Origin of the sequence: Streptococcus sp. NM (genome assembly GCF_003390135.1) — a bacterium.
In the GTDB taxonomy this organism is placed as follows: domain Bacteria; phylum Bacillota; class Bacilli; order Lactobacillales; family Streptococcaceae; genus Streptococcus.
The window spans coordinates 156,366-182,109 of record NZ_QUOS01000001.1 but is presented as its reverse complement, the minus strand read 5'-3'; the positions used below and the strand labels follow the sequence as shown (position 1 = coordinate 182,109).

Here is a 25,744-nt window from a genome sequence, read left to right as displayed (position 1 = left end):
AGAACCAATTTTAGAGTTTCTCCATTTACTCTACTTGACAAAAACTCTATTTATAGTTCAACTTTAAATTTTTTGAGGCTTCCTAAAAATAATGAAGCACCAACAATAATGACGATTCCCCCTATCCATCCTAAGAATGGAACCAATGCAAGTGCAGAACCAACAATTAATAAGACTGAGGGTGCAATTGAAATTCTATTATCATCTTTATAGTATATTAGTGAGAGAATACCTAGAATTAAAATTCCAATTTTTACTAAACTAAAAATAATAAAAACAATTCCTAAGATGACACCAACAACTTCTTCATTATCAAATATAGAGGCAATCATAATTATAATAATTGGCAAAATGGCTAGAATAGTTCCTGCAACTAAACCAATGATACCATCTAATTGAGCAAGTGTTTTCTTTTTCATCAATACTTCCTTTTCATTAAAAATTAATATTATACATTAATTTTGTTTAATATTTTCTTTTATATCAAACTAAAATACACACACAGAAAACATTTTCAATCTATCATTCGATTATTTCTCTTCAAATCCTTCTGCGACTGCTTCCGCAAAGTTTTCTTCTACAATGCTTGCACAGTGGTCACAGATGACTGCGTGGTAGCTGCGTTCTTCTGTTGTTGGGTCGATACGACGGCAACGGTCACATACTTGGCCTGCAGCGCGTTCAACAGTGAAGGCTACATCTTCAAAGCTAACAGCAGCTTCTGGAGCTGGTCCTTCTGCGATGGTCAAGTCTGACACGATCAAAAGTTGAGCCACATTGCTGTTTACTGCTTCGAGTAGGGTTTTCACAACTTCGTTTGGATAAACTGTCAAGTGTGCTTCAAGTGATTTACCGATAACTTTGGCATTACGAGCTTCTTCCAAGGCTTTTTGAGCTTGTCCACGGAAGTCCATGAAGGCTGCCCATGTATCCAAGATTTCTTCTTGGTTAGCAAATGACTCTGCTTCTGGCAATTCTGATAATTGAACGAAGTCTTCAGCTTCAAACTCAAGATATGACCAGATTTCCTCTGCTGTGTGAGGAAGGATTGGGGTCAAGAGTTTGGTGATTTTCACAAGAATGTCATAGAAAACAGTCTGCATTTGACGGCGTTCCAATGATTTGGCACCTTCGATGTAAACAACATCTTTAGCAAAATCAAGGTAGAAGGCTGACAAATCAACGTTGATAAAGTTCACCAAGGCCTTGTAGATTGTCAAGAATTCAAAGTTGGCATAGGCATCACGAATGGTCTTAACAAGCTGGTTAAAGCGAATCGTCATGTACTTATCAACTGAACGTAGTTCTTCATAAGCTACTGCGTCTTGAGTTGGGTTAAAGTCAGATGTGTTAGCAATCAAGAAACGAAGGGTGTTACGAATCTTACGGTAAGATTCCGATACTTGGCTAAGGATATCCATTGAGATACGAACGTCATTGCTAGTATCTACACTTGTTACCCAAAGACGAAGAATTTCAGCGCCAAATTGTTTCTCAACATCGCTAGGCAAAATAGTATTTCCAAGAGATTTAGACATCTTCTCACCTTTACCATCAAGGGTAAAACCTTGTGACAAGATTTGTTTGTAAGGTGCTACGCCATGGTTGGCAACAGATGTAATGAGTGATGAGTTGAACCAACCACGGTATTGGTCAGAACCTTCTAGGTAAAGGTCAGCTGGATAAGTCAGATTTGGACGATTTACCAAAACACCATTCCATGATGAACCTGAGTCAAACCATACATCCATAATATCTGTTTCTTTTTTGAACTCACCATTTGGAGAACCTGGATGTGTAAATCCTTCTGGCAAGAGGTCTTTGGCATCACGTTCCCACCAAATGCTTGAACCATGTACTTCAAAGAGTTGAGCCACGTGTTCAATGGTTTCAGCAGTCATGATAGGTGTACCATCTTCAGCGTAGAAGATTGGTAGTGGAACACCCCAAGCACGCTGACGAGAGATAACCCAGTCGCCACGGTCACGGATCATATTGTAAAGACGGACTTTACCCCATTCTGAGTGGAACTTCACTTTTTCAATTTCGTCCAAGATTTCTTGACGGAATTTAGAAACTGAGGCAAACCATTGTGGAACTGCACGCCAAATGATTGGTTTCTTGGTACGCCAGTCAAATGGGTATGAGTGAGAGATTTCTTCTTGGGCAAGAAGGAGGTTACCAAGTTTCTCGATAACAGTTGGAACTACCTTTTCATAGAATTGACCTTCAAACTCAGGACCAGCATTCTTCATCATGATACCACGTTCGTCAACAGTCACTGCGACTTCAAGATCATTAGCAATACCAACATTGTAGTCGTCCTCACCAAAACCAGGGGCTGTATGGACAATACCAGTACCAGAGTCAGTTGTAACGTGGTCACCAAGGATAACCAATTCATCTACAGCTATATCCCATGGATGTTCTGTTACGATGTGGTTCAATTCTTGACCACGGTATGTTGCCAACACTTGAACATCAGCCCAACCAAATTTCTCAGACAAGCTAGTCAATAATTCTGCAGCAACCACAAACTTACGAGCTTCACCAGCAGGTTGAACCAAAACATAATCAATATCTGCACCAACAGTCAAACCACGAGAAGCTGTGATGGTAAATGGAGTTGTTGTCCAGACTACGATATAAGTATCTGTATCTAGAACACCTTTGCCATCTTTTACCTTGTTGGCATAGTAAAGAGAAGTTGAAACTAAGTCATGGTATTCAATCTCCGCTTCAGCAAGGGCCGACTCGGATGACCAAGACCAATAAACTGGCTTGGCACCACGATAGATGTAACCTTTGTTTGCCATTTCCCCAAATACACGGATTTGGGCTGCCTCATAGTCAGGAGTCAAAGTCACATATGGATTTTCCCAGTCACCAGAAACACCCAAACGTTTAAAGTCTTCACGTTGTTTATCTACTTGAGAAAGAGCGTATTCACGGCAAAGTTTCAAGTACTCAACCAAGTCCATTTCTTTACGTTTGACACCTTGTTTTGCCAAAACTTGCTCGATTGGCAGACCATGAGTATCCCAACCTGGAATATAAGGAGCATAAAATCCTGACATTGATTTTGAACGAACAATGATATCTTTTGAAATCTTGTTCATAGCGTGTCCAACGTGGATATTTCCGTTCGCGTATGGAGGGCCATCATGCAAGGTGAAATGAGGTTTTCCTTGGTTCAATTCTTGACGACGTTGGTAAAGTTTTGCATCTTCCCATTCCTTTTGCCAAACTGGCTCTTTGGTAGGAAGTCCTGCACGCATTGGGAAAGCTGTTTTCCCAAGGTTAAGGGTATCTTTGAGTTTCATGGTATCTCCTTTATAAATAATAACAAATTAAAAACCACGACTGCCAAAAAGGACGAAAATCGTGGTACCACCTTTATTCGGAAAAAGATTTAGTCTTTCTCCCTCTTATCCCGTAACGTGGGAAACGTCAAATCCTACTAACTTCAGACTTGAGTTTTTGAGAGGATAATCTTATCATTAGGGAATGCAGGACTCACACCATCTCCTGCTCGCTGGAAATATAAGGATAAAATATTGTTCTCACATATCACTATTCATTATAAGATTAGGACAGATTCTTTATTTGTATCTTCCTCATTCGATGAAGGGCCTTCGACTTCAACTGGCTCTAAATGTTCTTCTACATAATGATCTTGTTGAGCTTCAAATTCAGCTAATTCTCTATTACCAGCCTCAATTCGAGCTTGTAACTCAGCCATTTCTTCAGGTGTAAATTGACGAGTCATATCGATTGGTTCTTCTTCTGGTTGTGAATATACCGATTCACCAAGAACTTCACCAACAACTTCTTTAAATGCTTCATCACTTGTCTGAAGATAGGTAGCTGTTGGGCGCAGAATATCTTCCCAATCTGATGATTCAACAATTGCTAACTGACTCTCAATTGTAGATTTGAGACGTTGGTGGAAGACACGGCTTTTGTTCTTCAATTCTTCAGTCTCAACAGCAACTTTCTTAGCATTATCAGTAGCTTGACGCAAGATCTCATTAGCCTTATATTTTGCTTCTTCAAGCAAACGTTGGGCATCTTGCTCTGCCTGTTGGATAATATTATTAGAACGATCTTGAGCAGCTTGTTTCACACGCTCTGCCGTATCTTGAGCAATCAATACTGATTGACTCAAAGAATCTTTCATCTCATCAAAGTAAGACAAACGTTCTTCCAAGCTCTTGATATGCAACTCTTTATCATGATTGCTTCGAACTAAATCTTCATAATCACGAACAACGATTTCAAGAAATTCTTCAACTTCTTCTGGATCAAAACCTCTAAATCTTGTACCAAAGGTTTTATCTTTGATTTCTAACGATGTAATTGGCATATTATTCCTCACTTACTTAATAATAATTGGACCGTTAATTTCTTTTTATCTTTTTTTGTTTGCCCATTATCTCTAACAAGTTTCAATCGACCAAATTTCCTCACACTAATCAAATCACCAACTTGAACTGCATAATCTGATTTTTCAACTAAATGGTAATTAACTTGGACTGCCTGTTTTTCAATTAACTGACTTGCTTGATTTCTAGACAGCTTTAAGACACCTGCTAGAAAACCATCTAATCTAGAACTAGCAATACAAATATCTAATTCTTGATAATCTTCTACTGTAGCAATTCTCTCAGTAAAATCCCGTTCTTCTAGACGAACCGGTAACCGAGCAATTTTCGTAATGCCGTCTTGAAAAAGGAGAGTAAACTGTCGATTAATGATAATCTGTGCTCTCTCTTCGTTGACTAAGATATCACCAAATAGCTTCCTATCAATTCCTAGCTTGTTTAAAACAGTTCCTAATATTTTTGCATGTGTTAACCGCTCAAACTTATTAGGATAGACAATTTCTTGCAAGGAAAGTTCAAAATCAGAGAATTCTGGCTCAAAATAATCAGGATACAGGAGAACCCGTACATATTCAGTTTCAAGAAACTGCCGACTGCTCATGTAGGAGATGCCGTTGGTTGATGCTAGCACCTTTAAAATCTTTTCTTGATGGGGATTTACAAAGTGTGTTAAAAAAGGAGAATAGGAATCTTCTACCTTTTTTATCCATTCTACTCCCTTATCAATAAAAGACGAATCATTCTTAGAAAAGTGTTGATAAATCATCTTGTTCATAGAAAGATCACTAAAAGTCGAATCAACTGTTCCCCTAAGAAGTGAACTAGTAATACCGCAATCCAGACAGACAAATCAAGACCTGCAATCTGGAGGGGTAAACGTTGCAAGGGAGCTACTATCGGTTTCACTAAACTAATAATCAAGCGTCCAAGACGTGATTCATAAGCATTGGGAAACCAAGACATCAGAGCAAACACGATTAAAATCAGTGAATAGATATCCACTGCATTTTGAACAAAACGAATGAGAAAGATCATTATCTTACTCTCGTACGTTTCATATCAAAGCCAAATTCACCATTTTGTGATTCATCTGGAATTTTGATATCTTCAATATTGACGACAACATCAACTGGTGTCAGCAGGTACATAGTAGATGCTACCTTTTTCATGTTACCAGCTAAAACGTGGCGCGCCCCATCCAGATAGTCCAAACAACGACGTGCTTGAACTTCTGTCATATATTGGAAATCAATCAAAATACTTTCGTTACCAGCTAATAAATCAACAATATCTGTGGCATCTTCGTATTTACGTGGATAACGAACATCAATTGTCACCTTATCAGTAGAACGTTGACTTTGCATAGCTAACTCTTGTTGACGGGCATGAAGACGAGTGATGTTTTTATCTTTAGATGGCGTACTAGCAGCTTGTTGAGGCAACTCTTGAACAGAAGGGACTGGAGTCACAATCGGCTCTTCAGCTTTAGGCTGGTATGCAGTACCAACATCTTCTCCATCTTCTGTAAAATAATCTATAAATTTATCAAATCTATCTTTTAAAGACATATTTCTTTCCTATTTAAAAAATGCTGTACCAATTCTGACAAATGTTGAGCCAAATTCAATCGCTTCCTTGTAGTCGCGACTCATACCCATACTCAAGTCCGTCATTGGCATATTGGGAATTTGTTTTTCTCTAATTTCTAGTTGCAAATCCTGCGTAGCTTTAAAAATTTCTTTCAACTCATCACTACTAGCTTCAAAAGGAGCCATGGTCATCAAGCCGACATATTCGATTTTATCTAAGGTTGCTAATTCCGGCAAGAACTCTAATAGTTCTTCCCTTGAAAAACCATGTTTGCTCTCTTCCCTTGAGATATTTACTTGTAAGAAACACTTAACAACTCGGTCACTTCTTTTTTGAATTTCCTCTGCTAGCTTTAATGAATCCAAAGCGTGGAAATAATCAACATACTGAATGACGTCTTTGACCTTGCGTCTTTGCAAGGTTCCAATCAAATGCCAGGTAATATTTCTATCTTTTAAAGCTTCATATTTCTCAAGAAATTTATCCACACGATTTTCACCAATATGATGCACACCTAGCGGAAGCAAAGCCTCCGCTGTCGGTACGTCTACATATTTTGTAACAGCAACAACCGAAACAGAATTGGTTTCTCTTCCTGACTGCTGACTTGCATCTTTTATTTGTTGAAAAACACGTTCTGTATTTTCTTTCAAATTCATTTACTTAACGATTTTTGAAAAATGGAGGAGTGTCTAATTCATCCTCATCGTGTAAAGATGGTGCTTCGAAACGTTCAACTGGTGATACAACTGAATCAGTTGGTCGAACAATTGTCTCACGACGCAAGTCCCAATCACCAAATGCTGAAGATTGAGAAGTTTCTGTACGGCGAGGTGCTGGACTTGGAATTTCTGCAGTTTCAGCCATATCAAACTGACGATTATGATTGTGTGCATGACTAGGACTTGCTTGTTCATGACGGACAACTTGTCTTGGTGCATGGCCCACAACTTTTTCCACACGATCTTGACGAACACCAGTTGCCACAACTGTAACACGAATTTCATCTTTCATGTTTTCATCGATAGATGTTCCGAGCCAAATGTTCACTCCTTGACCCGCTGCTTGGTTGACAATCTCTGAAGCTTCTTCTGCCTCAATCAAGGTTAAATCAAGACCACCAGTAACGTTGACGATAACATCCTCAGCACCATCAATAGTTGTTTCAAGAAGTGGTGAGTAGATTGCCTTACGAGCTGCTTCTACCACACGTTCTTCACCACTACCGATACCGATACCCATTAAGGCGTTCCCTTTATTTGCCATAACTGTTTTTACATCGGCAAAGTCAAGGTTAATCAAACCAGGATTTGTAATCAAGTCCGTAATTCCTTGAACACCTTGGCGAAGCACGTTATCTGCTTCGCTAAGAGCTTCAAGAAGTGGAGTTTTCTTATCAACAATTTCAAGTAAGTTGTTGTTTGAAATAATCAATAAAGTATCTACATGCTCACGAAGTTGATTGATTCCTTCTACAGCGTACTGACCACGTTTGCTTCCTTCGAAACCGAAAGGACGTGTCACAACACCAACTGTAAGCGCACCTAAGTCTTTAGCAATGCGGGCAATAACAGGAGCTGCACCAGTACCAGAGCCACCTCCCATACCTGCAGTAATGAAGACCATATCTGCTCCAGTAATAGCTTGAGTCAAAGCTTCTTCGCTTTCTTCAGCTGCCTTTTGACCAACTTCAGGTCGACCGCCAGCACCCAAACCACGAGTCAATTTAGGGCCTAACTGAATTACAGTCTCAGCTTTTGTACTACTCAAAGCTTGTACATCTGTGTTTGCTGCGATAAATTCTACGCCTGCAACACCTTCGTCAACCATGCGGTTAATGGCGTTACCGCCACCTCCACCAACACCGATTACTTTAATAACTGCACCTTGAGCTGCTGCTGTATCAAATGAAAATGTCATAGTTTATTTTTCCTCTTTTATTCATCAAACATGCTTCCGATTAAGCCACGGAAACGATCTGCGATTTTTGGTTTATTTTGAGAAGATACTTTATCTTCTTTCGGAGCAACTACGTTCGTAGAAGCTGACTGCTCTACCTCAGTATTTTGAACTGGTTGAATAGGGGTCGGTTGTGCTACCTGCGTAACGCGTTGAATCATCCCACCAAAATTAATTGGTTGGTGACGCAAAGTATCTTCACCCTTGACTGCTCGTTGCGCTAATAAATGCACCTCAGTCAATTGACCAGCAAATTCAGACAAGCTAATCACATGAGCGAAGGCAGGATTACGGATTCCAACTTGATTTGGAACGTAAAGTTTGACACCAACGCCAAATACTTCCTGTGCAAGTTCTACAATACCTGGTAAAATAGCATTTCCACCAATCAGAACAATCCCACCTGGAAGATCCAACAAATGTCTTCTTTCCAACTCTTGTTTGATTTGTTCAAAAATGTGTTTAATGCGAGCTGAAATAATCTCTGCTAGGTAGCTTTCTGTAACTTCTACAGGCTCTACTTCACCAATCACTTCAACTTGGAAGGTTTCATTGCTTGCAAGTGAAGGGTAGGCTTCACCATAGTTCAATTTCAATCCTTCAGCTAGTTTTTGTGAAGTCTTCAAGACTTTAGAGATATCTTTTGTGACATAATCTCCACCTTCTTGAAGAATATTTGTAAACTGGAGTTCTTGGTTACGGATTGTAGCAACAGTTGTTTGACCTGCTCCCATATCAATCACCGTAGCTCCAAATTCACGCTCTCCTTCATTCAAGACTGAACGAACCAAAGCCAATGGTGAAATAATAATATTTTCAACCTGAACACCTGAGCGCTCAACTGTCTTGCGTAAATTGTGAAGAATAGTACGTGGACCTGTATAAAGTAAACCACGCATTTCAAGACGAACACCCATCATCCCACGCGGGTCACGAATACCTTGGAAGCCATCTACGATAAATTCTTCAGGAATAAAAGTAATGACTTCACGATCTGGTGTCATACTCTTTGTCAAGGCTGATTTAACAACATTTTCAACATCTTGATCTGTAATTTCTTTTGTATCAGATGTAACTGGAATCATTCCTTGAGTTGGTTCTACTTGCAAAAGATTTCCAGGCAAACCAACATTCACTGATTTGATTGAAATGCCAGCTTTCTCTTCTGCTTGGGAAATAGCTGACTTGATAGCAGTTGCTGCTGCTTCAATATCAACGATAATCCCATCCTTTACACCTTTACTCTTGGCATTACTTACACCAATTACATTTAGTTCACCATTTCTAAGCTCGGCAACCAACACCTTAATCGAATTGGTTCCGATATCTAAGCCTGTAAAAAAACCATCTCTAGCCATTACATCGCATCCTCTCTCTTCCAAGTTTCAAACTTCTATTCAATATAGCTAAAACAGGGCATAGCTATTCACAGAATATTATAACACAAAAAATCCAATCGTGCTTAGTTTTTCCTAAATTTACTTACCATTTTTTTACATTCGCTCATCATATTTTTGTATTTTCCAAACAAGTTATAAAAAATTAGATTTATGAAAAAAGAAAGCTTGATTTTAAGCTTTCTTTGCAATCATTTTTTCTGCTTCTTGTTCTAAAAATAGTTCCAAGATTTTCTTTGTCAACGTAATCGCTGCTGACAGGGCCAGAGAAACGATTAAATAATTAGCTACTAAGCCGTGATCTCCAACCAATGGCGGTTTTGTCAAGAATCCGTAATCTCCACCAGTTACTAAATTGACCACAAAAATCAAGGCATTTAGTGCAAAGGTCATGAGAAAAATTCCCTTCACATCCAGCAATCGCGCGTTATATTGTCTCAATAGATAAACTAGAGAGTTCCCCAAGAGAGCTAAGTGGCCAAAGATAAAGGATAAAATCGCAATATGCGGGAAAGGATAGGCATCTGGAACTGGATAAACAAAGGCTGCTAATGTCCCAAATGTTCCTAGTAATGCAAAATACTGCCTATATTTAGACTGACCAGGAAGCAAAAGCACCACAAACATAGCCATACGGCAATGGTAAAAAGGTAAACTTTCTGATAGCGGCATATGATTGATCCAGTACCAACCATAAAGGAGGATTAACTGAACTGCCTGTAAACTCTGGAAAAATCGTTGGTAAGCCTTCTTTTCACGATAGCGATAGGCTGTATAAAAAGTTAAGGCTAAAAGTGTAAATATACTGACATACCAAAAAAGGTCAAATTTGGGTGGTTCTGTTGCTTGGGTCGTAAAGAAAATATCCCATAAATTCATCTAGTCTTCCTCATGATTCAAAATTTTCCTGCATTTTATTATACCATGCTATTTGTCAAAAATGGATTTAGAAATACGATAATCATCTTCTTAATCAAGATATTGCTCCCTCTGACCTTGATAAACCTGCCAAAGAATCTCTATTTGCTCCTTGGTAATGCGTTTTTCAGATAAGGCTGGCAGTTGGTCAATGGCAAAAAATTGAAGGTCAGCAATTTCTTGATTTTCTTGGAATTGTCCATCAAGAAGCTTACATTCAAAAACAAACTTTGCATATTGCTTGCTCTGTAGTTGGAAACGATTTGTATCAAAAACAGCTAGTAGTCTTTCTACTTTAGCTTCAAAACCGGTTTCTTCTTCAATTTCCTTGAGAATATTTTCTGTTGGAGAATAGCCGACTTCACCAAAGCCACCTGGCAAAGCCCAATCATTCTCTCCTTGTCCCCTAACCAGACAAATTTTTTCATCCTCAACTATCCAAGCACGGACGTCCATTAAAGGAGTCGCATAAGCGGAGGTCGGTTTCAAGAGTTCTACCACTTCGTCTGCATCAAGGTCTGATACCTGATTCAACATTTCAGATAACAGACTTCGCAAGTCTTCGTAGCGCTCACGGTCGAAAGGATCTTTTGTAAAGGTTAATCCAGTATCTGTAAGGGCAATCATTCTTTGAAGATACTTGGCAAAATCACTAGCATTCATTTTCTATACTTTCTACCAACTTGGCTAGGTTCATAGAGTTAGAGCCTTTGAGCAAGATTTGGTCATTAGCTCCTAGACTTTCCTTGACCTGCTTAACTAGGTCTTCAAATTGGTCTTGGTCTTCTGTTTTCTTGAAGTAGTAAACGTGGCCGATTGGGAACATTTGACTGGCCAATTGGGCTAATTCAGCAATGTCTTCTCCATAGAAAATAACGGTATCAAGCACATCTGGCGAAAGGCTCAAGATCATCTGATTATGAAGCTGAATAGACTGGTCGCCCAGTTCCTTCATATCCGCCAAAACTGCAATTTTCTTGCCACCTTCATTGGCTGGAATGGCAGAGAAAGTCTCTAAAATCAATTTCATAGCAGTCGGATTGGCATTGTAAACATCTGACAAGATATCTGCTCCATTGGCTGCTTTCTTCCACTCGGTACGATTACGCGTCAATTCAAGATTTTGGAAGGCCAAACGGATTTGCTCCTCTGAAACTCCTTCTTGCAGGGCAACATAGGATGCAATCATAGCATTGGTGGCATTGTACTTGCCAGTTACTGGCAAATCAAGGGCTTGGTTCAAGAAATTGGCCTTAAAGGTCAAGCTATCCTTACGTTCTACCAGGTCGGTAATTTCCAACTCTGCTCCTTGACCAAAACGGACTACCTTTTTATCAGTTGGCAAGTAGTCCTCTACAATAGTGTCAGCTGGTGCTAAAAGTAAGGAATCAGGTGCCATCCCGTCTGCAATTTGCATTTTTCCTTTGGCAATTTCCGAACGGTCTTTGAAAAAGGCTAAATGAGCCTCTCCAACCAAGGTCACAATAGCTGTTTTTGGATGGGCCAATTCAGACAAGAGATGAATATCTCCCAAGTGATCCTGCCCCATCTCCAAGACCAACTTTTCTGTCCCCTCAGGCATATGGAGAACTGTGTAAGGAAGGCCAATCTCGTTATTGTAGTTGCCTTGTGTTTTGTAAGTTTTGTAGGTTGTTGATAGCAAGTGCGCTAACATATCCTTGGTCGTTGTCTTGCCATTTGAACCTGTAATAGCAAAGACATCAACTCCTGTTTTTTCAAGATAGTAGGCAGCTAGGGTTTGAAAGGCCGTCAAAACATCAGCTACTAAAATGTAGGGATGATTTGCGATTTCTTTCTCAGACAAGGTTACTGCGGCACCATTTTCAAAGGCTATTTCGATAAAGTCATGACCGTCACGAGCACCTTTGAGGGGCACAAACAAATCCCCTGCAGCAATCAAACGACTATCAAACTCAGCTTTTTCTAACTGGGTGTCCTCAAAGAGGCTGATATCATTTTTAGCTCCTACAACTTGAGCCACTTCATGAATTGTTAATTTCATTTCTACTCCTTTAAAAAGGGTCGAAACTCGAGAACTCTAGTCACCTTGCAGTGATGGTTCTGGCTTCTACCCTCTCTTTCATTTTTATAGCAAATGCGCTTCGCGCTTGTCAAAACTTTCCTTGGCAAGATCAACCAATCGCTCGATTAAGTCTGGATAGCTGATTCCCATATTGTCCCAAAGTAGTGGGTACATAGACCACTGGGTAAAACCTGGCATGGTATTAAGCTCGTTTAGGAAAATCTCTCCCTTGTCTGTATAGAAGAAATCGCAACGAGAGAGACCGAGGCCACCAATGGCACGGAAGGCTGTTTCTGCATTCTGACGCATGACAGCTACCACATCATCACTGATTTTAGCTGGGATATCCATGGTAATCTTATTGTCAATATATTTGGCATCGTAGTCATAAAAGGCAACATCCTTGACTACTTCTCCTGGTAGCGTACTCTTGACATCGTAGTTGCCCAAGAGACCAACCTCGATTTCACGAGCATTTACCCCTTGCTCTACCAAGACACGGCTGTCATATTGGAAGGCAAGTTTCAAAGCTTGACGGAGTTCCTCTTGATTTTCAGACTTAGAAATACCGACACTTGAACCCATGTTTGATGGTTTTGTGAAGACTGGGTAAGTCAATTTTTCTTCAACTTCGGCAATTTTAGCAGTCACATCATCGCCTTCGACAATGGCCACATAAGGAACTTGAGCAATCCCGACAGATTCTAAGACACGCTTGGTCGTGATTTTATCCATGGCAAGACTAGATGACAAGATGTTGCAACCAACATAAGGCATTTTCAAAACTTCCAAGAATCCTTGAACTGAGCCATCTTCTCCCATCGGACCGTGAAGGACTGGAAAGACCACTGCTCCCTCTTCGTAGATAGCACTTGGTGCAACTTGCTTATCCCAATCAATGGTTTCATTGGTCATAAGACGATCCTCTTGACCTGGAGTCTGGCTAAATTCTTGCGTTTTAATAAAGTCACCTGACTGGCTGATGAAAAAAGTCTTGACTGTAAAACGATCGTAGTTGACCGCACGCATGACACTTTCAGCTGAAAGAACAGAGACTTCACGCTCTGCACTACGCCCACCGTATAAAAGAATAATCGTTTGTTTCATATTACTTGTTCCAATTCTAATAGAATACTCGTTCTTTAGTATATCATATTTGCTTCTTTTTTGAAACTTGTATCTCAAAAAGCCCTCATTTGAGAGCTGAAATTTTACCTATTCACCACTTGAGCTTCAAAGCGTGCTGGTTTGTCGTCTACATTGGTGATGGTGATAGTGTAGGGGTCTTCTTCCGTCACCCCAAAAGAAAGCAGACCAAAGCTATCGAATACAATAAAATGTTCTTAAGTACTCTATCATAGCAACCTACCTGTATAACACTATTGCCTCATCGTTTCGTTTGTTATTCTGTTCTCCATATATCCTTAACTGTCAATTCTCCCCAATTATCTGGGCTAAAACGACTAGAGTAGATAGTGGTCCAGTCTTTAAGAACTTTATTACGGAGTACATTATCTGCTTCTTTGCGAATCTCATCGACAGTCTTACCGTGTTTGGCAAGAAAGTCCTCTACTTGAGACTGATGATAATATCTTTCGCTTTTCTCATCGTGATACCATATAAATCGTTCTAATTGCTGATTGTTTACATCGTACAGGTAATCTACATTTATGCTTGTCTCTGTATTTGGTATTCTCAAACGCATTTCTATCCCAACTTTCGTCATCTCCTGAAATCCAAAATAAAAATAATAACCTAGAGAATGAATAGTATTTGGTAAATCTACACTTTTATAATCAATAGAATGAATAGAAATTTCTTGAGAATCGTTGTCCACAATTTTTAAACCTTCTAACTTATAAAAAGTTCGCCCTTTCCAGAGAAATGTATAATTGTGATAATCACTTTCTTCGTAGTATATTTCATCAAAAATATTGTGAACTCTCTGATATTTATAATACTGAAAACCAGAGAAAGATAATAATAGAACTATTAGCAACGAAAAAATTGCAAATTTCCTCTTCTTCATCTAATCACCTCATCTCTATCAAGTCTTGATTACCTGCTTCAATATTTCGAATGAAATTATAAGTACTTGGGTAATTTTTTTGTAGCTTATCTACGGTATCTTTTTCTAGTAAAATTCCTCAACACAACCAGTTGTTCATACAGCATTGTGTTGAGCAAGAAGCTTCTTTCTCTGGGAAACTATCCATACAAAGTCTGATACATCTTTTGCATGAAAGCCTCAAGCTCTTTTTGAACAATTTTTAATAGTCGCTCTTCTTCGGCTTGGGGGATAGTCACACTCTCTTTTATATTTTTTTCATTTATTTGAAAATAGGCGCTAGAAACTAAATCAAAGTTCTTATCCAATTCATATAGTACACTAGTTATTTTACCATCTACCTCTATTCTAAAATAAGCAGTAACCCCATTCTGTCCCGGATTTGAGATATCCAAATCGATGTCTCCTTTTATCTCTATGGAGTCAATTCCTCCATCCAATCGAATAGCACCATCGGGAGGAACGACATAGCCTGCTTTACGGATGTCAGACGCATATTTTCCTGATGCCATTAAATGTTGTAAGACAACTATATTGTCCCTCTCTTCAAAGGAGGTTTTTAATTGCATATGTTCTTGGTGGTTTTGATACTGAAAATAAAGATTCAAGCCAGTAGCTAAAGCAATTACAGAACCAATCACGATTAGTATTTTTTTTAGTCCCGACATTTTTTTCATCCCCTCTGTCTAAGTAATCATAGAAGTCTTGTTTCCAACCTTCTTCTTTGTCATTAGGATTCCCAATAAAAATATTGAGATCAAAACCATACTTAATAAAGTTGCCTCCTATCGTATTATTTTCAATAAGAGTTTCAACCATCAGTTTACCGTTAGCTTTATCCCCATTTCCCATCACAGTATAGAATTCCTCAACACGCCCAGTTGTTCATACGGCATTGTGTTGAGCAAGAAGCCACTTTCTCTGGTAAACTATCCATACAAGGTCTGATACATCTTTTTCATGAAGGCATCAATCTCGCTTTGAACACTTTTCAACAAGTAATCTTCATCGGATTGTGAGACAGAAACAATCTCTCTTTTCCCGTTATCATTTTGCTGAGAATAACTAGAATCAATTAAATTCAGATTTTTATCTAAAATAAAAGTTATATGTGTTTGTTTTTCATTAACTTGTGTAATGAAAAACAACTGAAAATCCTTAGCATCTTTTTTTGGAGGGCTAATTTTCAAGTGTAGTTCTCCTTCTATTTCTAATGGATAAATGACTCCATCCAAGCGAATAGCTCCATCGGGAGGAACGACATAACCCGCTTTACGGATGTCAGGTGCATATTTTTCTGATGCCGTCAAACGATGTAGAACTTCAATTCTCTCATTTTTCTCAAAGGCTTCTTTTAAAACACTAGATTGTTGGAAATGATTGTAAGTAAAATATAAAGGAATCGCTAACAGAAACAAAAACAATACAATCAACAATTTAAACTGTTTTAATTTATCTAGCATTAGTCTTCCCCCTATTCAACACTCTCTTTCAAATAAGTGTTATTGTAAATTATCACTCGTCTTCCTCATCGTCATCCAACTCCACTTCTCCATGAATTCGGATGTACTCTTCGCGCTTCCTATCCAATTCTTCCCAGATGGGATCGTCAATAGCGTCAATCGTTTGAATTTCTTCCAAACTCATTTCATTTGCCTCCTCAAAGGTTAGAGATAAGATATCTTGGTGCTTTTCCTTGAATTCCTCGATTGTTAACCATGTTTTCTTGTCATCTTCGCTAATCTGACCATCAATAGCAGTCGCAATTTCAATGGCCATAATATACATAGCTCTTTTATCAACAGTGAGAAGGTCAAGGTGGGTAGAAGCTATTCTTAAACATTCGCCTTTCTCACGAAAGTCCGACATCATAGCATCTTCGTAATCTAGCTGTATATATTCACATTTATGGGATAAAAAATCATATTTTATCCCTTCCTTTATTTGAACACTCCTCCATCTAACATCATGAGTTCCCTTGTCTAATTCTAAGTGAATAGAAAGTTTATCGATTGGTAAATCTAGATACCCAGCATACGATAAATCTGGCTCTATTCCATCTTTTTCCTCAAACCACATCCTTTTCGCTAGTTCCATGTAATCAAATGGAATTTCTTTGGTGTAATCGCCTTTGATATATAGTCTCATAAATCTGAGATATCGCCTCCATGTGCTAGTATATATTCTTTTCGACGAGTGGCCTCTTCCTCCCAAAGAGGGTCGTCTACAACATCCATCGTTTGAATTTCAATCAAACTTCGTTCATTTGCTTCATCAAAAGTCAGAGATAGAATAGCCTCGTGCTTTTTCTTAAATTCCTCGACTGTTAGCCATGTCTTCTTATTATCCTCGCTAATTTGCCCGTCAATGACCTTTGCAATCTCAAGCGCCATAATGTACATGGCGCGTCTATCAACTGTCAAAATTTCTAGATGGGTGGTTAAAATACGGAGATAGTCTCCCTTTTCATTATAATCCGTAGCGAATGCATCTTCAAAATTAATTTCAATACATTCTTTAATATGTGAAAAGAGGCTTCGTACCCCTTCCTTTAGGGGGACACTAGACCATCGCTTATCAGCAGTGCCTTTCCTCAAGGATAAATTTGAGAAAAAATCTTCTTGTAATGCATCATTGTTCCCAGCATTTGAGTAAGAAATTTGCTCATCTTCTGGAAACCACATTTTGCTAGCAAGTTCTAAATAACCATAAGGTACTCTTTTCGTATAATCACCTTTTAAATATAATTTCATTCTTCCCTCCTTATTGCATCAACCAGTTAAAAGCCTTCCACATATTTTTGATAACTTCTTCTTTAGCTCCTTTTCCAAGTCCATTTAGTTCAGATTGTTTATTTACCCAGTTTACAATATCCTTTCTGCTTGAAATAGTTGAAGCTTCGATATCTATGTCGAGATCATAACCTGACTTTCCACTCCCCGACTGAACTTGGATTTTCCCACTATTTGGCTCCGCATCAACTCGAATATTATCGACTTTTTTACCGTTAACTCGTCCAGAAACTTTTTTTCCAAAAGTCTTACTCGTCGGTTTATTGGCTTGCCAGCTGTCGTAGTTGCTAGAATAATTAACCTGAATTTCGCCATTTTGTAAGGCCGTCTTTGTGATAGCTGATAGGCTAGTTACTGCTCCACTAGCTATCAGTACATTTCCATATTGTACCCCTGTTACTGATGCTACCGTACCAGCTACGATACTTGTCCCTGCTGTTGACGGACCAGCCATGATACTCAAAACTTCGAGGGCGCCACTCGCAAAGTAAACTCCCAATCCAGAGAATATTTGAGCTACTCCACTCCAAAATTCGGCTGAATTTGCTTCAAAGTTTTGTGCTTTTAGTTCATCAAACTTTTTGTTAACCAAATGAGTATAGTCAGCATCGTATTTCCCATTTTTTGAAACGACATAACCTTGTTCAAATGGATAAATGTCAATGATATTCCCTGTTTCATCAATCTTAAGAGTGTGATTATAGTCGTCGATTATTTTATCCCATTCGGACTTGTCGTGACCTTTTAAGCGCTTCTCTAATTCGGCACGATAGTAGGCATCTCCATCTTCCGATAGCATCATATCCCTAGAAGCTTTATTGAAGTTCAGAACCCCTGCGAATTTCAATACCTCCTTAAATGATAATATATTTTCCACCCTAAAAGAAAGAGAATGACAGCTAACGAACAGAACACTATTTGCTGGAACAAATGCTCTAGAACAGTTTTTTTCATTTGTTCTACAACCGCATATAATCGCTTTTTAGCTTTCTCCGAACGTTGTTCCCAAACGGTCACTGAAGAACCTGTGTTACTTTCAATCACAGCTTGATTTTCACTTGCTAATTTCAAATATCTCCCAGCATGATACAACCGCTTTTCCCCATTTAACCAACTAATTTCAACACTCTTGTCTCCTTGTAATCGATTATTGTAACTGATGGATACCGCTTGATTCTCAGAAGAAATCTTACTTTCAATTTGATTATAGTCATCCACCACATAGATAAGGCCGATGTTCTTTCCATTTTCTTTTGAGGGCACTAGATGAATATGCTTATCAAGAGCATGCCAATCCTGATTATTTTTATCTTGAATCAATTGAACCATACTACTATTCACATCCATCTTAGAAAATGAAATATATTGGTAGATCGGCTTCAAAATGAACAATAAAAAATAAACAAGCAAAACGAGTGAACAAAAGATAAATTTGTTTTTATTTCTCATTTACTTCTCCAAAGCAACTTCTTCTTAACAAAATATTCTTAAGAATTGTTTCATGCCAACCTTCCTTTATAAAACTATTACCTCATCGTTCCATTTGTTATTCTATTCTCCATATATCTTTAACGCTCACTTCTCCCCAATTATCTGGGCTAAAACGACTAGAGTAGATAGTGGTCCAGTCTTTAAGGACTTTATTACGGAGTACATTATCTGCTTCCTTGCGAATCTCATCGACAGTCTTTCCATGCTCCACTAGAAAGGCTTCTATTTGAGATTGCTGAAAATATCCTGTACTCTCATCATCATAGTACCACATAAACCGTTCTAATTGCTGATTGTTTACATCGTACTGGTAATCTACATTTATGGTTGTCTCTGTATCTGGCAGTCTCAAACGCATTTCTATCCCAACTTTCGTCATCTCCTGAAATCCAAAATAAAAATAATAACCTAGAGAATGAATAGTGTTTGGTAAATTTACACTTTTATAATCAATAGAATGTTTATATAAATCTTGAGATCCATTATCGATAATTTTTAACCCTTTTAACTTATAAAAAGCTCGTCCTTTCCAGAGAAATGTATAATTGTGATAATCACTTTCTTCGTAGTATATTTCATCAAAAATATTGTGAACTCTCTGATATTTATAATACTGAAAACCAGAGAAAGATAATAATAGAACTATTAGCAACGAAAAAATTGCAAATTTCCTCTTCTTCATCTAATCACCTCATCTCTATCAAGTCTTGATTACCTGCTTCAATATTTCGAATGAAATTATAAGTACTTGGGTAATTTTTTTGTAGGTAGGCCATACACTGTTCTTCATTAGGTAATTCAAAATGCGATTGCATTCCCGATTCTTCCACATATTTCATATTATCTGGTAGTAATTTTGTGAAAATTTTTTGTTTAATTTCTTCTACCGATTTATACTCTACAAATTTTTCTGCACGAGTGTATTCGCCTCGTTTCATTTCTGAGTAATACTCGTTTGAAGCTTCAATATATGATATTTTTTTACGTTTCATTTTTTGTGTGATATTTACCGCATCTAAGTCTGCTTTATAATCGTCATTTCCAAAACTAATATCATCACTATCAGTAAGCGTCGCATCACCTAACCAACCTGCAAAATCGTTAACATTCTCGTGTCCAAATTTTGTTAAATCACTTCCTCTAAGTCTATTATTTAAGTTCGATGCTGTAGTAATAGAGAAATGAGCAAAATCTCCTTTTCCATAAAAGGAAGAGTACTTTTCATTCCATTTTTCCTCGAACATCTCGTCGGTCAATTGAACACCATAGACTTTTTCATAAGTTGACTTATATTTTTTTCGTTCATCAACGTTCATACCAGCATAGTTTCTATATATTCCTGAGGAAATTTGACTTTGTAATCGAATATTATAACGTAACTTGGTTATTTGATTATCAGTTAATCCCAAATGTTTCAACAATGTTTTACCATCAAGTGGGAGGCCAGTTTTATCCGAAGGTGTGCCAGCAACGTCCATCCAACTGACATCACTAATATATCCTTTAGCCTTATCTCCCATTGATTCACCATTCTCAAAGCCTTCTGAATATATAAAACTTCCTAGTGTCACTAACAAAAGTTGTTCCCGTTCCGTTTGAGATAAATACGGGAATTTTTCATCAATCAATGTGGATATTTCAGTAATCAGTCCACTCATCTCTTTATCAAAGCCATACTGTTCAACTAGCATATTTATAAATTTATCTGATTTATTCTCTGCTTTATAATCCAATGACTCAATCTTCACATCCTTCATCTTCTGTACCCAGCTCATGTCCATACCGTCCGCATAGTAGTTGCCATCGCCATCGACAATGATTTTACTCAGTTGTGTAGCTCCTTTGATAGCTAAGCCAAGGACTTCTAGGCTATCGTTGAAATACTGGGAAACCTGTGAGACAAAAAATTCTAGTTTTTCAATCTTATCATTCAAATCCTGAATACCCGACTCGATTTGAAACTTGGTATTGTAGAGGATGGTCTTCTCAGAGAAGGCTTTCCCCCAATTGAGACTAAAAAGGTCTGTGATTTGATTTAGCCAGTTCTCCCTCACTTGAATCTGAGCTTCTACGATAGCTAACTGCTCTTCTCTCAGCTTTTTTAATTCCTTAAGCTGGTCTAGGTCCAAATCACCATATCCAGAGACCTGAGCATCCGCGTGTTTGTAGGAGGTCAACTCTAGTTGGATATCATCTATCGCTGCTTGGAGCTTTTTGATGCTGGGGATGATAATCTCTGTAAAGAGACCTTTACCAGCTGTGTAGGCTGCTCCTGTCAACTCACCTGAGTCTAAAGAGGAAATCAGGTGATCACAGCCACTAGATAAGCGGTCTGTGACTTCATTTGCGACTCGGAGGTTGTTCGTCATGGCCTGAATCAATTCTTGGGATTCTTGTGCGCTGTATTTTACTCCCATGGTAGCCGATTCCTTTCCGCTATCAGTTCTTCTCTGGCTTCATCGAAAGAGCGACAAGCCTTTTTAGTTTGTTTTTCCAACGTATCCAGTTCCTCCTCTACATAAGAGTTGACCTGTCGCTGAATGGTTCTATTATCACTTTCGATTTGCTCTATTAGCTGACGAGAACTGGGTGAGAGAGACAATAGATTTATCATGCGATGGTGAATGCTCTGAATATCCGAGTAAAAGTTTGTCAACTGCTGTTCATATTGCTTTTTAGTTGCTCGGAGTCTGTCTTCCTTATCTTCTATCTTAACAATCTTACGCCAAATTTCTGTGCGCTTTTCTTCATTTCTATCTGCCATTCCTTAGTGACTCCATCTCTTAGCCTGCTCTATATCACGTTTTTCAATCCTATGAGCAATTTCTGGAAACTTATTTGCTTGGGTCAAAACAGCTGAACTAAAATCACTGACCGCCTGAAGCATTTGATTGCAGGTCTGACGTCCCGCTTCCATCCCAGTGATTCCAGATGTATATGAAAATTCCACCTGCTGATTTTGCTTGTCGCTCGTTTCATACCCGACCAACTCATTAATAGCCGCCTCTGCTGCTATCGTGCTAGATTTTATCTTTCCACCCATACTTCAAACTCCCCTTATTAATTATATATTGACCATATCATAACATAAAAATAGTACGATTTCAAAATAAATTATAACGAACTAAAGGGCAATCTTATCCTTAAAAAAACTTTATCCTTCAGTAAAATATATTGATAGAGATGCTACTAGGAATTTTGAAAATCCGTTTTCTGATACCTTATATTTTGTGTTTACTGGGAAGTATTCTTATTATCAAGATTTGTCCTTCTCTCATTATAAAACGAAAAAGACAAACCCTAGAAAAATTCCTAGGGCTTGTCTTATACGTCAAAATGAACTAAATTTTTACTGACTTTTACAACTCTGTCCGATTTTCAATAGCTCGTAAGAGTGTGACTTCGTCCGCATACTCGATATCTGCTCCCACAGCGAGGCCTCGTGCCAGACGTGTGACTTTGATACCAGCTGGTTTGAGCAAACGTGAAAGATACATGGAAGTTGCTTCTCCATCTGCTGTGGCATTGGTTGCTACGATTACCTCTGAAACTTCACTCTCCATAAGACGAGTCATAAGGCTCTTGAGATTGATATCATCTGGACTGATACCATTCATGGGAGAAATGAGTCCATGTAAGACATGATAGAGCCCATGGTATTCTTGGATGTTCTCCATAGCCGCCACATCGCGACTATCCTCGAGAACTAAAATGGTTGTCTGGTCACGACTTGGATCGGTACAGATAGAGCAAGGATCGTCATCAGTCAAACGACCACAGATGGAGCAATAGGTCAGCTCTCTCTTAGCAGAAAGGAGGTTTTTGGCAAATTCATTGACATCGTCATCAGACATTCCAATCGTATAAAAGGCCAGACGTGTAGCCGTCTTGATCCCGATACCCGGCAACTTGGAATAACTGTCAATTAGTTTAGCTATAGGCGTTGGATAAAGCATAAGTTCCTTTCTAATTCATTGGATGATGTTGGTTATAGAGGTTGATAATGTCGCGCGCAATGGAAGGTCCGACACCATTTGTAAGATTGGTGTTATGCGGGAAGACAACTGCAACAGCGATTTGAGGATTATCGGATGGAGCATAGGCCACGGCATTGGTATTTGTTGCTTGCTGACCATCTGCTACATAACTTTCGGCTGTACCCGTTTTTCCGCTAATAGATACAGCTGCACCATTTGAAAAGGCACGGCCAGTTGTCAATCCACTAGTCCCATGGGCAACCTGATAAAAACCTTGTTGCAAAATACTCATATCGGAGGCGGATATATTGACCTTATTCATCTCTGACGGTTGCAGTTGTTGAATCAGGTCGCCCAATCCTCCTTTATCATTATTGCCATAAATTCCTTCAACAATACGAGGAGCCATACGGACACCATCATTTGCAATAGTTGCTACATACTGAGCTAATTGCATTGGGGTATAGTTATCAAACTGACCAAATGAATTTGTAATATAATTAGCAAGATCATAATCTTTAGGAATAAAGCCGGTGGATTCATCTGGTAAATCAATACCTGTAGATGATCCTAAACCATACTCACCAAAGGTTGAACGTAATTTCCCCATAGCCGAGTCTAAATTTCCAATTCCTGCAATCATATTCGGTTGATAAGTCAATCCCATAATCCCTAAAGCTGTTTGGACCATATAAGTATTAGATGAATACTCCAAAGCTTGAACTGCCGTAATCGGCATTGGCCCAGAAAAGGCAGTATACCACGAATTGATAGGGGGTGAACCTTGGAAGACAATGGACTGATCCGTCAGGGTCTGATTCCCTGATAAGACTCCATTCTCCCAACCGGAACTGATGGTTGCAGCCTTAACGACCGAACCTGGTACAAAGACATTGGTTACCGTTCCCAAAGAATCAGGCGTCAACTCTCCCGTTTTCAGATCATGTTTAATTCCTGACATGGATAAAACTGCACCTGTTTTGGGGTTCAAAGCAACTGCATAGACACCTTCAGAATACTTAGCTCCTCCATTTCCTAGTTCGGAAGTGAAATAACTCTTAAGAAGATTGTCCACGCTATCTTGGAAGGCCAAATCGATGGTCAGTTTGATATTGTTCCCTTTGGTACCATCTTCAATATTTTCGACACTTTCCATATTTCCATACTTATCTAGATGAATTTCCTTCACCGAGCGTTTTCCTTGCAAGGTTTCTTCATATTGTTTCTCTAGATAAGAGGTACCAACCCGATCATTTAGAGAATAGCCCTTTTTAATATAAGTATCAGCTTCTTCAGCTGGGAGACCAGCTTTTTCACCGGATACACTTCCCACTATAGAAGAGAGCGAAGTCTCTAGAACCTTTCGATCCCACGTGGTTGAAATACTGATACCAGGTAAATTCTTAGAAGCCGAAGCAATCAAGGCAATCTGTGTATCTGTCAAGGAATCTGTCGCAATGGCTCCTGTCTCAAAGTTTCCAACAGCATTTAACTGGCTAAAAAGATAGATTTCTTTCTTATCATCCTCTGTATAGTTTAATTGACTCGTTTGGACACTATCGACCGCATTGTTATAGAGTTCTGATTCGGATAGACGATTGCCATCTGAATCAAGACGTTTCTCACGTGGTAAGCTTTCCACTACTTTCTTATAGACATCTTGATCTGCTAGGTAATAGTCTGCTAACTGTCGGTCAGTCAATGTTGGTGAAGAAACTCCCACATAGGCTAACAGCTTCTTGGCTGTTTCTTTTAAATCTGCAGCCGTCATTTTGTTGTTTCGCGTAAAGGAAACAACTTGTTTCACAGTATTTTCAACCAAAGGTTTGCCACTGGCATCATAAATTTCACCTCGAGCTGAACTAGTAGTCACCTTTGTTTTACTAGCCGATGCTAATTTTGTCTCATAAAAATCCTTGTTCAAAACCTGCATATAAAGCAGGCGACCAATAATGGTCATAAAGAGTAAAATGATGATTGAAAACAATAAATTAAGCCGAATCGGAATCGAATGGCTGTTAAATTTCCTCATACAAATCAGTCTCATTTCTATTTAAAATCTTACTCTTCATTGTACCATAATTTAAGAAGAAATTTTGGAAAAGAAGGGAGCTTTTCCCATTTTACAGGAAAATACGATTTTATTTATCCATCCCTACATTATATGATATAATAAATGTAAAAGTTCGATGACTCAGCCTTTTTCCAATATGACTCATTTAAAGGAGCCTTCCCTATGGACAAACCAGATATAGCAACCCTCATTGATTCTCACTTCGAAGAAATGACAGACCTAGAGCAAGAAATCGCTCGCTATTTTTTGCAAGCTGAAACTATTGCAGATGATTTATCTTCTCAGCAGGTCACTCAAAAATTACATATCTCTCAAGCTGCTCTGACCCGCTTTTCTAAAAAATGTGGTTTTACAGGCTATCGAGAATTTATTTTCCAATACCTGCACCAAGCAAAGAAACAGGACACTCATTCTCACAAACATAGTCCTTTAACCAACCGAGTTCTTCGAAGCTACAGTAATATGCGAGAACAAACACAGGGCTTGATTGACGAAGAACAACTGGAACGAATCGCCCAGTTAATCGAAGATGCTGATCGTGTCTACTTCTTCGGAACAGGGAGTTCTGGCCTCGTAGCTCGTGAAATGAAATTGCGCTTTATGCGTCTAGGTGTGGTCTGCGAGGCTTTGACCGATCAAGATGGTTTTGCTTGGACAACCAGTATTATGGATGAGAATTGTCTCGTACTCGGTTTCTCACTTTCTGGCTCAACTCCTTCTATTTTAGATAGTCTATTAGACGCGAAAGAGATGGGGGCACAGACTGTACTTTTTTCAAGTGTTCCCAATAAAGATAGTCAGGCCTATACAGAGACTGTTCTTGTAGCCACACACAGCCAGTCATCCTACATCCAACGAATATCCGCTCAACTTCCTATGCTCTTCTTTATCGATTTGATTTATGCCTACTTTTTGGAAATCAATCGTGAAAGCAAGGAGAAAATTTTTAACAGCTATTGGGAAAATAAAAAACTCAATGGCTATCGTAGACAAAAACGTGTAAGAAAATCCTAGTTTGGCTGAGCCAAACTAGGATTGTTTTGTCTTAA

General features: G+C 38.7%; 26 protein-coding genes, 1 pseudogene and 1 other annotated feature. Of the genes and pseudogenes, 1 reads left to right on the top strand and 26 read right to left on the bottom strand.

Annotated elements, in window-relative coordinates:
* Positions 1-50: 50 nt before the first annotated feature.
* The 26 genes and pseudogenes from DXN33_RS01095 to pbp2b all read right to left on the bottom strand — a co-directional run bounded on the left by DXN33_RS01095 (position 51) and on the right by pbp2b (position 24,668).
* Positions 51-419 carry a hypothetical protein gene (locus tag DXN33_RS01095; protein WP_115904074.1) on the bottom strand — a complete coding sequence of 123 codons (369 nt, stop codon included), beginning with the start codon at positions 417-419 and terminating at the stop codon, positions 51-53.
* A 111-nt stretch (positions 420-530) separates the two neighbouring features.
* Entirely contained in the window at positions 531-3,323 is a 2,793-nt protein-coding gene (ileS, locus tag DXN33_RS01090; protein ID WP_115904072.1) for an isoleucine--tRNA ligase, read from the bottom strand.
* Positions 3,324-3,368: 45 nt separating this feature from the next.
* Positions 3,369-3,580: a binding site (T-box leader), on the bottom strand.
* Positions 3,581-4,366, bottom strand: a complete 786-nt coding sequence (locus tag DXN33_RS01085) for a DivIVA domain-containing protein (RefSeq protein WP_042750728.1) — start codon at positions 4,364-4,366, stop codon at positions 3,581-3,583.
* 8 nt (positions 4,367-4,374) lie between these two features.
* Positions 4,375-5,160, bottom strand: a complete 786-nt coding sequence (locus DXN33_RS01080; protein ID WP_115904071.1) for an RNA-binding protein — start codon at positions 5,158-5,160, stop codon at positions 4,375-4,377.
* Complete coding sequence (locus DXN33_RS01075; RefSeq protein WP_000576496.1) at positions 5,157-5,420, bottom strand: YggT family protein; 264 nt, start codon at positions 5,418-5,420, stop codon at positions 5,157-5,159. The genes DXN33_RS01080 and DXN33_RS01075 overlap by 4 nt, the downstream gene beginning before the upstream one ends.
* Positions 5,420-5,953: a cell division protein SepF gene (locus DXN33_RS01070; RefSeq protein ID WP_049502426.1), complete on the bottom strand. Its 534-nt coding sequence runs from the start codon at positions 5,951-5,953 to the stop codon at positions 5,420-5,422. The genes DXN33_RS01075 and DXN33_RS01070 overlap by 1 nt, the downstream gene beginning before the upstream one ends.
* 9 nt (positions 5,954-5,962) lie before the next feature.
* Entirely contained in the window at positions 5,963-6,634 is a 672-nt protein-coding gene (locus tag DXN33_RS01065; protein WP_049551588.1) for a YggS family pyridoxal phosphate-dependent enzyme, read from the bottom strand.
* 4 nt (positions 6,635-6,638) lie between these two features.
* Entirely contained in the window at positions 6,639-7,895 is a 1,257-nt protein-coding gene (ftsZ, locus tag DXN33_RS01060; protein ID WP_000144257.1) for a cell division protein FtsZ, read from the bottom strand.
* Positions 7,896-7,912: 17 nt separating this feature from the next.
* Positions 7,913-9,292, bottom strand: a complete 1,380-nt coding sequence (gene ftsA / locus DXN33_RS01055; protein WP_033688313.1) for a cell division protein FtsA — start codon at positions 9,290-9,292, stop codon at positions 7,913-7,915.
* 213 nt (positions 9,293-9,505) lie between these two features.
* Complete coding sequence (locus DXN33_RS01050; RefSeq protein WP_115904069.1) at positions 9,506-10,210, bottom strand: TIGR02206 family membrane protein; 705 nt, start codon at positions 10,208-10,210, stop codon at positions 9,506-9,508.
* Between the two features lie 90 nt (positions 10,211-10,300).
* Positions 10,301-10,912 carry an NUDIX hydrolase gene (locus DXN33_RS01045; protein WP_115904067.1) on the bottom strand — a complete coding sequence of 204 codons (612 nt, stop codon included), beginning with the start codon at positions 10,910-10,912 and terminating at the stop codon, positions 10,301-10,303.
* The gene (gene murF / locus DXN33_RS01040) at positions 10,902-12,272 is read right to left on the bottom strand and encodes a UDP-N-acetylmuramoyl-tripeptide--D-alanyl-D-alanine ligase (protein WP_115904065.1); all 1,371 of its coding nucleotides are present in this window, start codon (positions 12,270-12,272) and stop codon (positions 10,902-10,904) included. Before murF ends, DXN33_RS01045 begins: the two co-directional genes overlap by 11 nt.
* Positions 12,273-12,356: 84 nt before the next feature.
* Positions 12,357-13,400 carry a D-alanine--D-alanine ligase gene (locus tag DXN33_RS01035; protein ID WP_115904063.1) on the bottom strand — a complete coding sequence of 348 codons (1,044 nt, stop codon included), beginning with the start codon at positions 13,398-13,400 and terminating at the stop codon, positions 12,357-12,359.
* Positions 13,401-13,695: 295 nt separating this feature from the next.
* Complete coding sequence (locus DXN33_RS01030; protein WP_115904061.1) at positions 13,696-14,322, bottom strand: TipC family immunity protein; 627 nt, start codon at positions 14,320-14,322, stop codon at positions 13,696-13,698.
* 179 nt (positions 14,323-14,501) lie between these two features.
* Positions 14,502-15,029 carry a thiol-disulfide isomerase gene (locus tag DXN33_RS01025; RefSeq protein WP_115904059.1) on the bottom strand — a complete coding sequence of 176 codons (528 nt, stop codon included), beginning with the start codon at positions 15,027-15,029 and terminating at the stop codon, positions 14,502-14,504.
* A 261-nt stretch (positions 15,030-15,290) separates the two neighbouring features.
* A complete protein-coding gene (locus DXN33_RS01020) occupies positions 15,291-15,824 on the bottom strand; it encodes a thiol-disulfide isomerase (RefSeq protein ID WP_115904057.1) in 534 nt (177 codons plus the stop codon).
* Positions 15,825-15,876: 52 nt separating this feature from the next.
* Positions 15,877-16,509 (bottom strand): hypothetical protein, encoded by a 633-nt coding sequence (locus DXN33_RS01015; RefSeq protein WP_115904054.1) that lies wholly within the window; start codon positions 16,507-16,509, stop codon positions 15,877-15,879.
* Positions 16,506-17,114, bottom strand: a complete 609-nt coding sequence (locus DXN33_RS01010) for a hypothetical protein (protein WP_049491890.1) — start codon at positions 17,112-17,114, stop codon at positions 16,506-16,508. Before DXN33_RS01010 ends, DXN33_RS01015 begins: the two co-directional genes overlap by 4 nt.
* Positions 17,115-17,124: 10 nt before the next feature.
* Positions 17,125-17,973, bottom strand: a pseudogene (locus DXN33_RS01005) (virulence protein); the annotation flags it as partial.
* Positions 17,974-17,996: 23 nt separating this feature from the next.
* A complete protein-coding gene (locus DXN33_RS01000; RefSeq protein WP_094753961.1) occupies positions 17,997-18,602 on the bottom strand; it encodes a hypothetical protein in 606 nt (201 codons plus the stop codon).
* A gap of 97 nt (positions 18,603-18,699) precedes the next feature.
* The gene (locus DXN33_RS00995; RefSeq protein WP_115904052.1) at positions 18,700-19,326 is read right to left on the bottom strand and encodes a TipC family immunity protein; all 627 of its coding nucleotides are present in this window, start codon (positions 19,324-19,326) and stop codon (positions 18,700-18,702) included.
* Between the two features lie 4 nt (positions 19,327-19,330).
* The gene (locus tag DXN33_RS09735; RefSeq protein WP_242493617.1) at positions 19,331-21,061 is read right to left on the bottom strand and encodes an LXG domain-containing protein; all 1,731 of its coding nucleotides are present in this window, start codon (positions 21,059-21,061) and stop codon (positions 19,331-19,333) included.
* Positions 21,052-21,408, bottom strand: coding sequence for a hypothetical protein (locus DXN33_RS00985; RefSeq protein WP_042750678.1), 357 nt, complete (start codon positions 21,406-21,408; stop codon positions 21,052-21,054). The genes DXN33_RS09735 and DXN33_RS00985 overlap by 10 nt, the downstream gene beginning before the upstream one ends.
* A gap of 3 nt (positions 21,409-21,411) precedes the next feature.
* Positions 21,412-21,687 (bottom strand): hypothetical protein, encoded by a 276-nt coding sequence (locus tag DXN33_RS00980; protein ID WP_049491527.1) that lies wholly within the window; start codon positions 21,685-21,687, stop codon positions 21,412-21,414.
* A gap of 316 nt (positions 21,688-22,003) precedes the next feature.
* The gene (gene recR / locus DXN33_RS00975) at positions 22,004-22,600 is read right to left on the bottom strand and encodes a recombination mediator RecR (RefSeq protein ID WP_049487334.1); all 597 of its coding nucleotides are present in this window, start codon (positions 22,598-22,600) and stop codon (positions 22,004-22,006) included.
* 10 nt (positions 22,601-22,610) lie between these two features.
* On the bottom strand, positions 22,611-24,668 hold the full coding sequence (pbp2b, locus tag DXN33_RS00970) for a penicillin-binding protein PBP2B (RefSeq protein ID WP_115904051.1): 2,058 nt from the start codon (positions 24,666-24,668) through the stop codon (positions 22,611-22,613).
* Between the two features lie 189 nt (positions 24,669-24,857).
* Between pbp2b and DXN33_RS00965 the strand changes: the two genes are divergently transcribed.
* Complete coding sequence (locus DXN33_RS00965) at positions 24,858-25,709, top strand: MurR/RpiR family transcriptional regulator (RefSeq protein WP_049491524.1); 852 nt, start codon at positions 24,858-24,860, stop codon at positions 25,707-25,709.
* Positions 25,710-25,744: the final 35 nt, after the last annotated feature.

What these genes read in the sequence shown, in the direction of transcription:
- DXN33_RS00985 (WP_042750678.1), bottom strand. Translation starts at nt 21,408, where the DNA reads ATGGCAGATAGAAATGAAGAAAAGCGCACAGAAATTTGGCGTAAGATT.
- DXN33_RS01095 (WP_115904074.1), bottom strand. Translation starts at nt 419, where the DNA reads ATGAAAAAGAAAACACTTGCTCAATTAGATGGTATCATTGGTTTAGTT.
- DXN33_RS01045 (WP_115904067.1), bottom strand. Translation starts at nt 10,912, where the DNA reads ATGAATGCTAGTGATTTTGCCAAGTATCTTCAAAGAATGATTGCCCTT.
- DXN33_RS09735 (WP_242493617.1), bottom strand. Translation starts at nt 21,061, where the DNA reads ATGGGAGTAAAATACAGCGCACAAGAATCCCAAGAATTGATTCAGGCC.
- DXN33_RS00995 (WP_115904052.1), bottom strand. Translation starts at nt 19,326, where the DNA reads ATGAAGAAGAGGAAATTTGCAATTTTTTCGTTGCTAATAGTTCTATTA.
- DXN33_RS01035 (WP_115904063.1), bottom strand. Translation starts at nt 13,400, where the DNA reads ATGAAACAAACGATTATTCTTTTATACGGTGGGCGTAGTGCAGAGCGT.
- ileS (WP_115904072.1), bottom strand. Translation starts at nt 3,323, where the DNA reads ATGAAACTCAAAGATACCCTTAACCTTGGGAAAACAGCTTTCCCAATG.
- DXN33_RS01015 (WP_115904054.1), bottom strand. Translation starts at nt 16,509, where the DNA reads ATGAGACTATATATCAAAGGCGATTACACCAAAGAAATTCCATTTGAT.
- DXN33_RS01065 (WP_049551588.1), bottom strand. Translation starts at nt 6,634, where the DNA reads ATGAATTTGAAAGAAAATACAGAACGTGTTTTTCAACAAATAAAAGAT.
- DXN33_RS01025 (WP_115904059.1), bottom strand. Translation starts at nt 15,029, where the DNA reads ATGTCGGGACTAAAAAAAATACTAATCGTGATTGGTTCTGTAATTGCT.
- DXN33_RS01010 (WP_049491890.1), bottom strand. Translation starts at nt 17,114, where the DNA reads ATGAAATTATATTTAAAAGGTGATTATACGAAAAGAGTACCTTATGGT.
- murF (WP_115904065.1), bottom strand. Translation starts at nt 12,272, where the DNA reads ATGAAATTAACAATTCATGAAGTGGCTCAAGTTGTAGGAGCTAAAAAT.
- ftsA (WP_033688313.1), bottom strand. Translation starts at nt 9,292, where the DNA reads ATGGCTAGAGATGGTTTTTTTACAGGCTTAGATATCGGAACCAATTCG.
- DXN33_RS01075 (WP_000576496.1), bottom strand. Translation starts at nt 5,420, where the DNA reads ATGATCTTTCTCATTCGTTTTGTTCAAAATGCAGTGGATATCTATTCA.
- ftsZ (WP_000144257.1), bottom strand. Translation starts at nt 7,895, where the DNA reads ATGACATTTTCATTTGATACAGCAGCAGCTCAAGGTGCAGTTATTAAA.
- DXN33_RS00965 (WP_049491524.1), top strand. Translation starts at nt 24,858, where the DNA reads ATGGACAAACCAGATATAGCAACCCTCATTGATTCTCACTTCGAAGAA.
- DXN33_RS01070 (WP_049502426.1), bottom strand. Translation starts at nt 5,953, where the DNA reads ATGTCTTTAAAAGATAGATTTGATAAATTTATAGATTATTTTACAGAA.
- DXN33_RS01050 (WP_115904069.1), bottom strand. Translation starts at nt 10,210, where the DNA reads ATGAATTTATGGGATATTTTCTTTACGACCCAAGCAACAGAACCACCC.
- DXN33_RS00980 (WP_049491527.1), bottom strand. Translation starts at nt 21,687, where the DNA reads ATGGGTGGAAAGATAAAATCTAGCACGATAGCAGCAGAGGCGGCTATT.
- recR (WP_049487334.1), bottom strand. Translation starts at nt 22,600, where the DNA reads ATGCTTTATCCAACGCCTATAGCTAAACTAATTGACAGTTATTCCAAG.
- DXN33_RS01020 (WP_115904057.1), bottom strand. Translation starts at nt 15,824, where the DNA reads ATGCTAGATAAATTAAAACAGTTTAAATTGTTGATTGTATTGTTTTTG.
- pbp2b (WP_115904051.1), bottom strand. Translation starts at nt 24,668, where the DNA reads ATGAGACTGATTTGTATGAGGAAATTTAACAGCCATTCGATTCCGATT.
- DXN33_RS01030 (WP_115904061.1), bottom strand. Translation starts at nt 14,322, where the DNA reads ATGAAGAAGAGGAAATTTGCAATTTTTTCGTTGCTAATAGTTCTATTA.
- DXN33_RS01000 (WP_094753961.1), bottom strand. Translation starts at nt 18,602, where the DNA reads ATGAGAAATAAAAACAAATTTATCTTTTGTTCACTCGTTTTGCTTGTT.
- DXN33_RS01080 (WP_115904071.1), bottom strand. Translation starts at nt 5,160, where the DNA reads ATGAACAAGATGATTTATCAACACTTTTCTAAGAATGATTCGTCTTTT.
- DXN33_RS01085 (WP_042750728.1), bottom strand. Translation starts at nt 4,366, where the DNA reads ATGCCAATTACATCGTTAGAAATCAAAGATAAAACCTTTGGTACAAGA.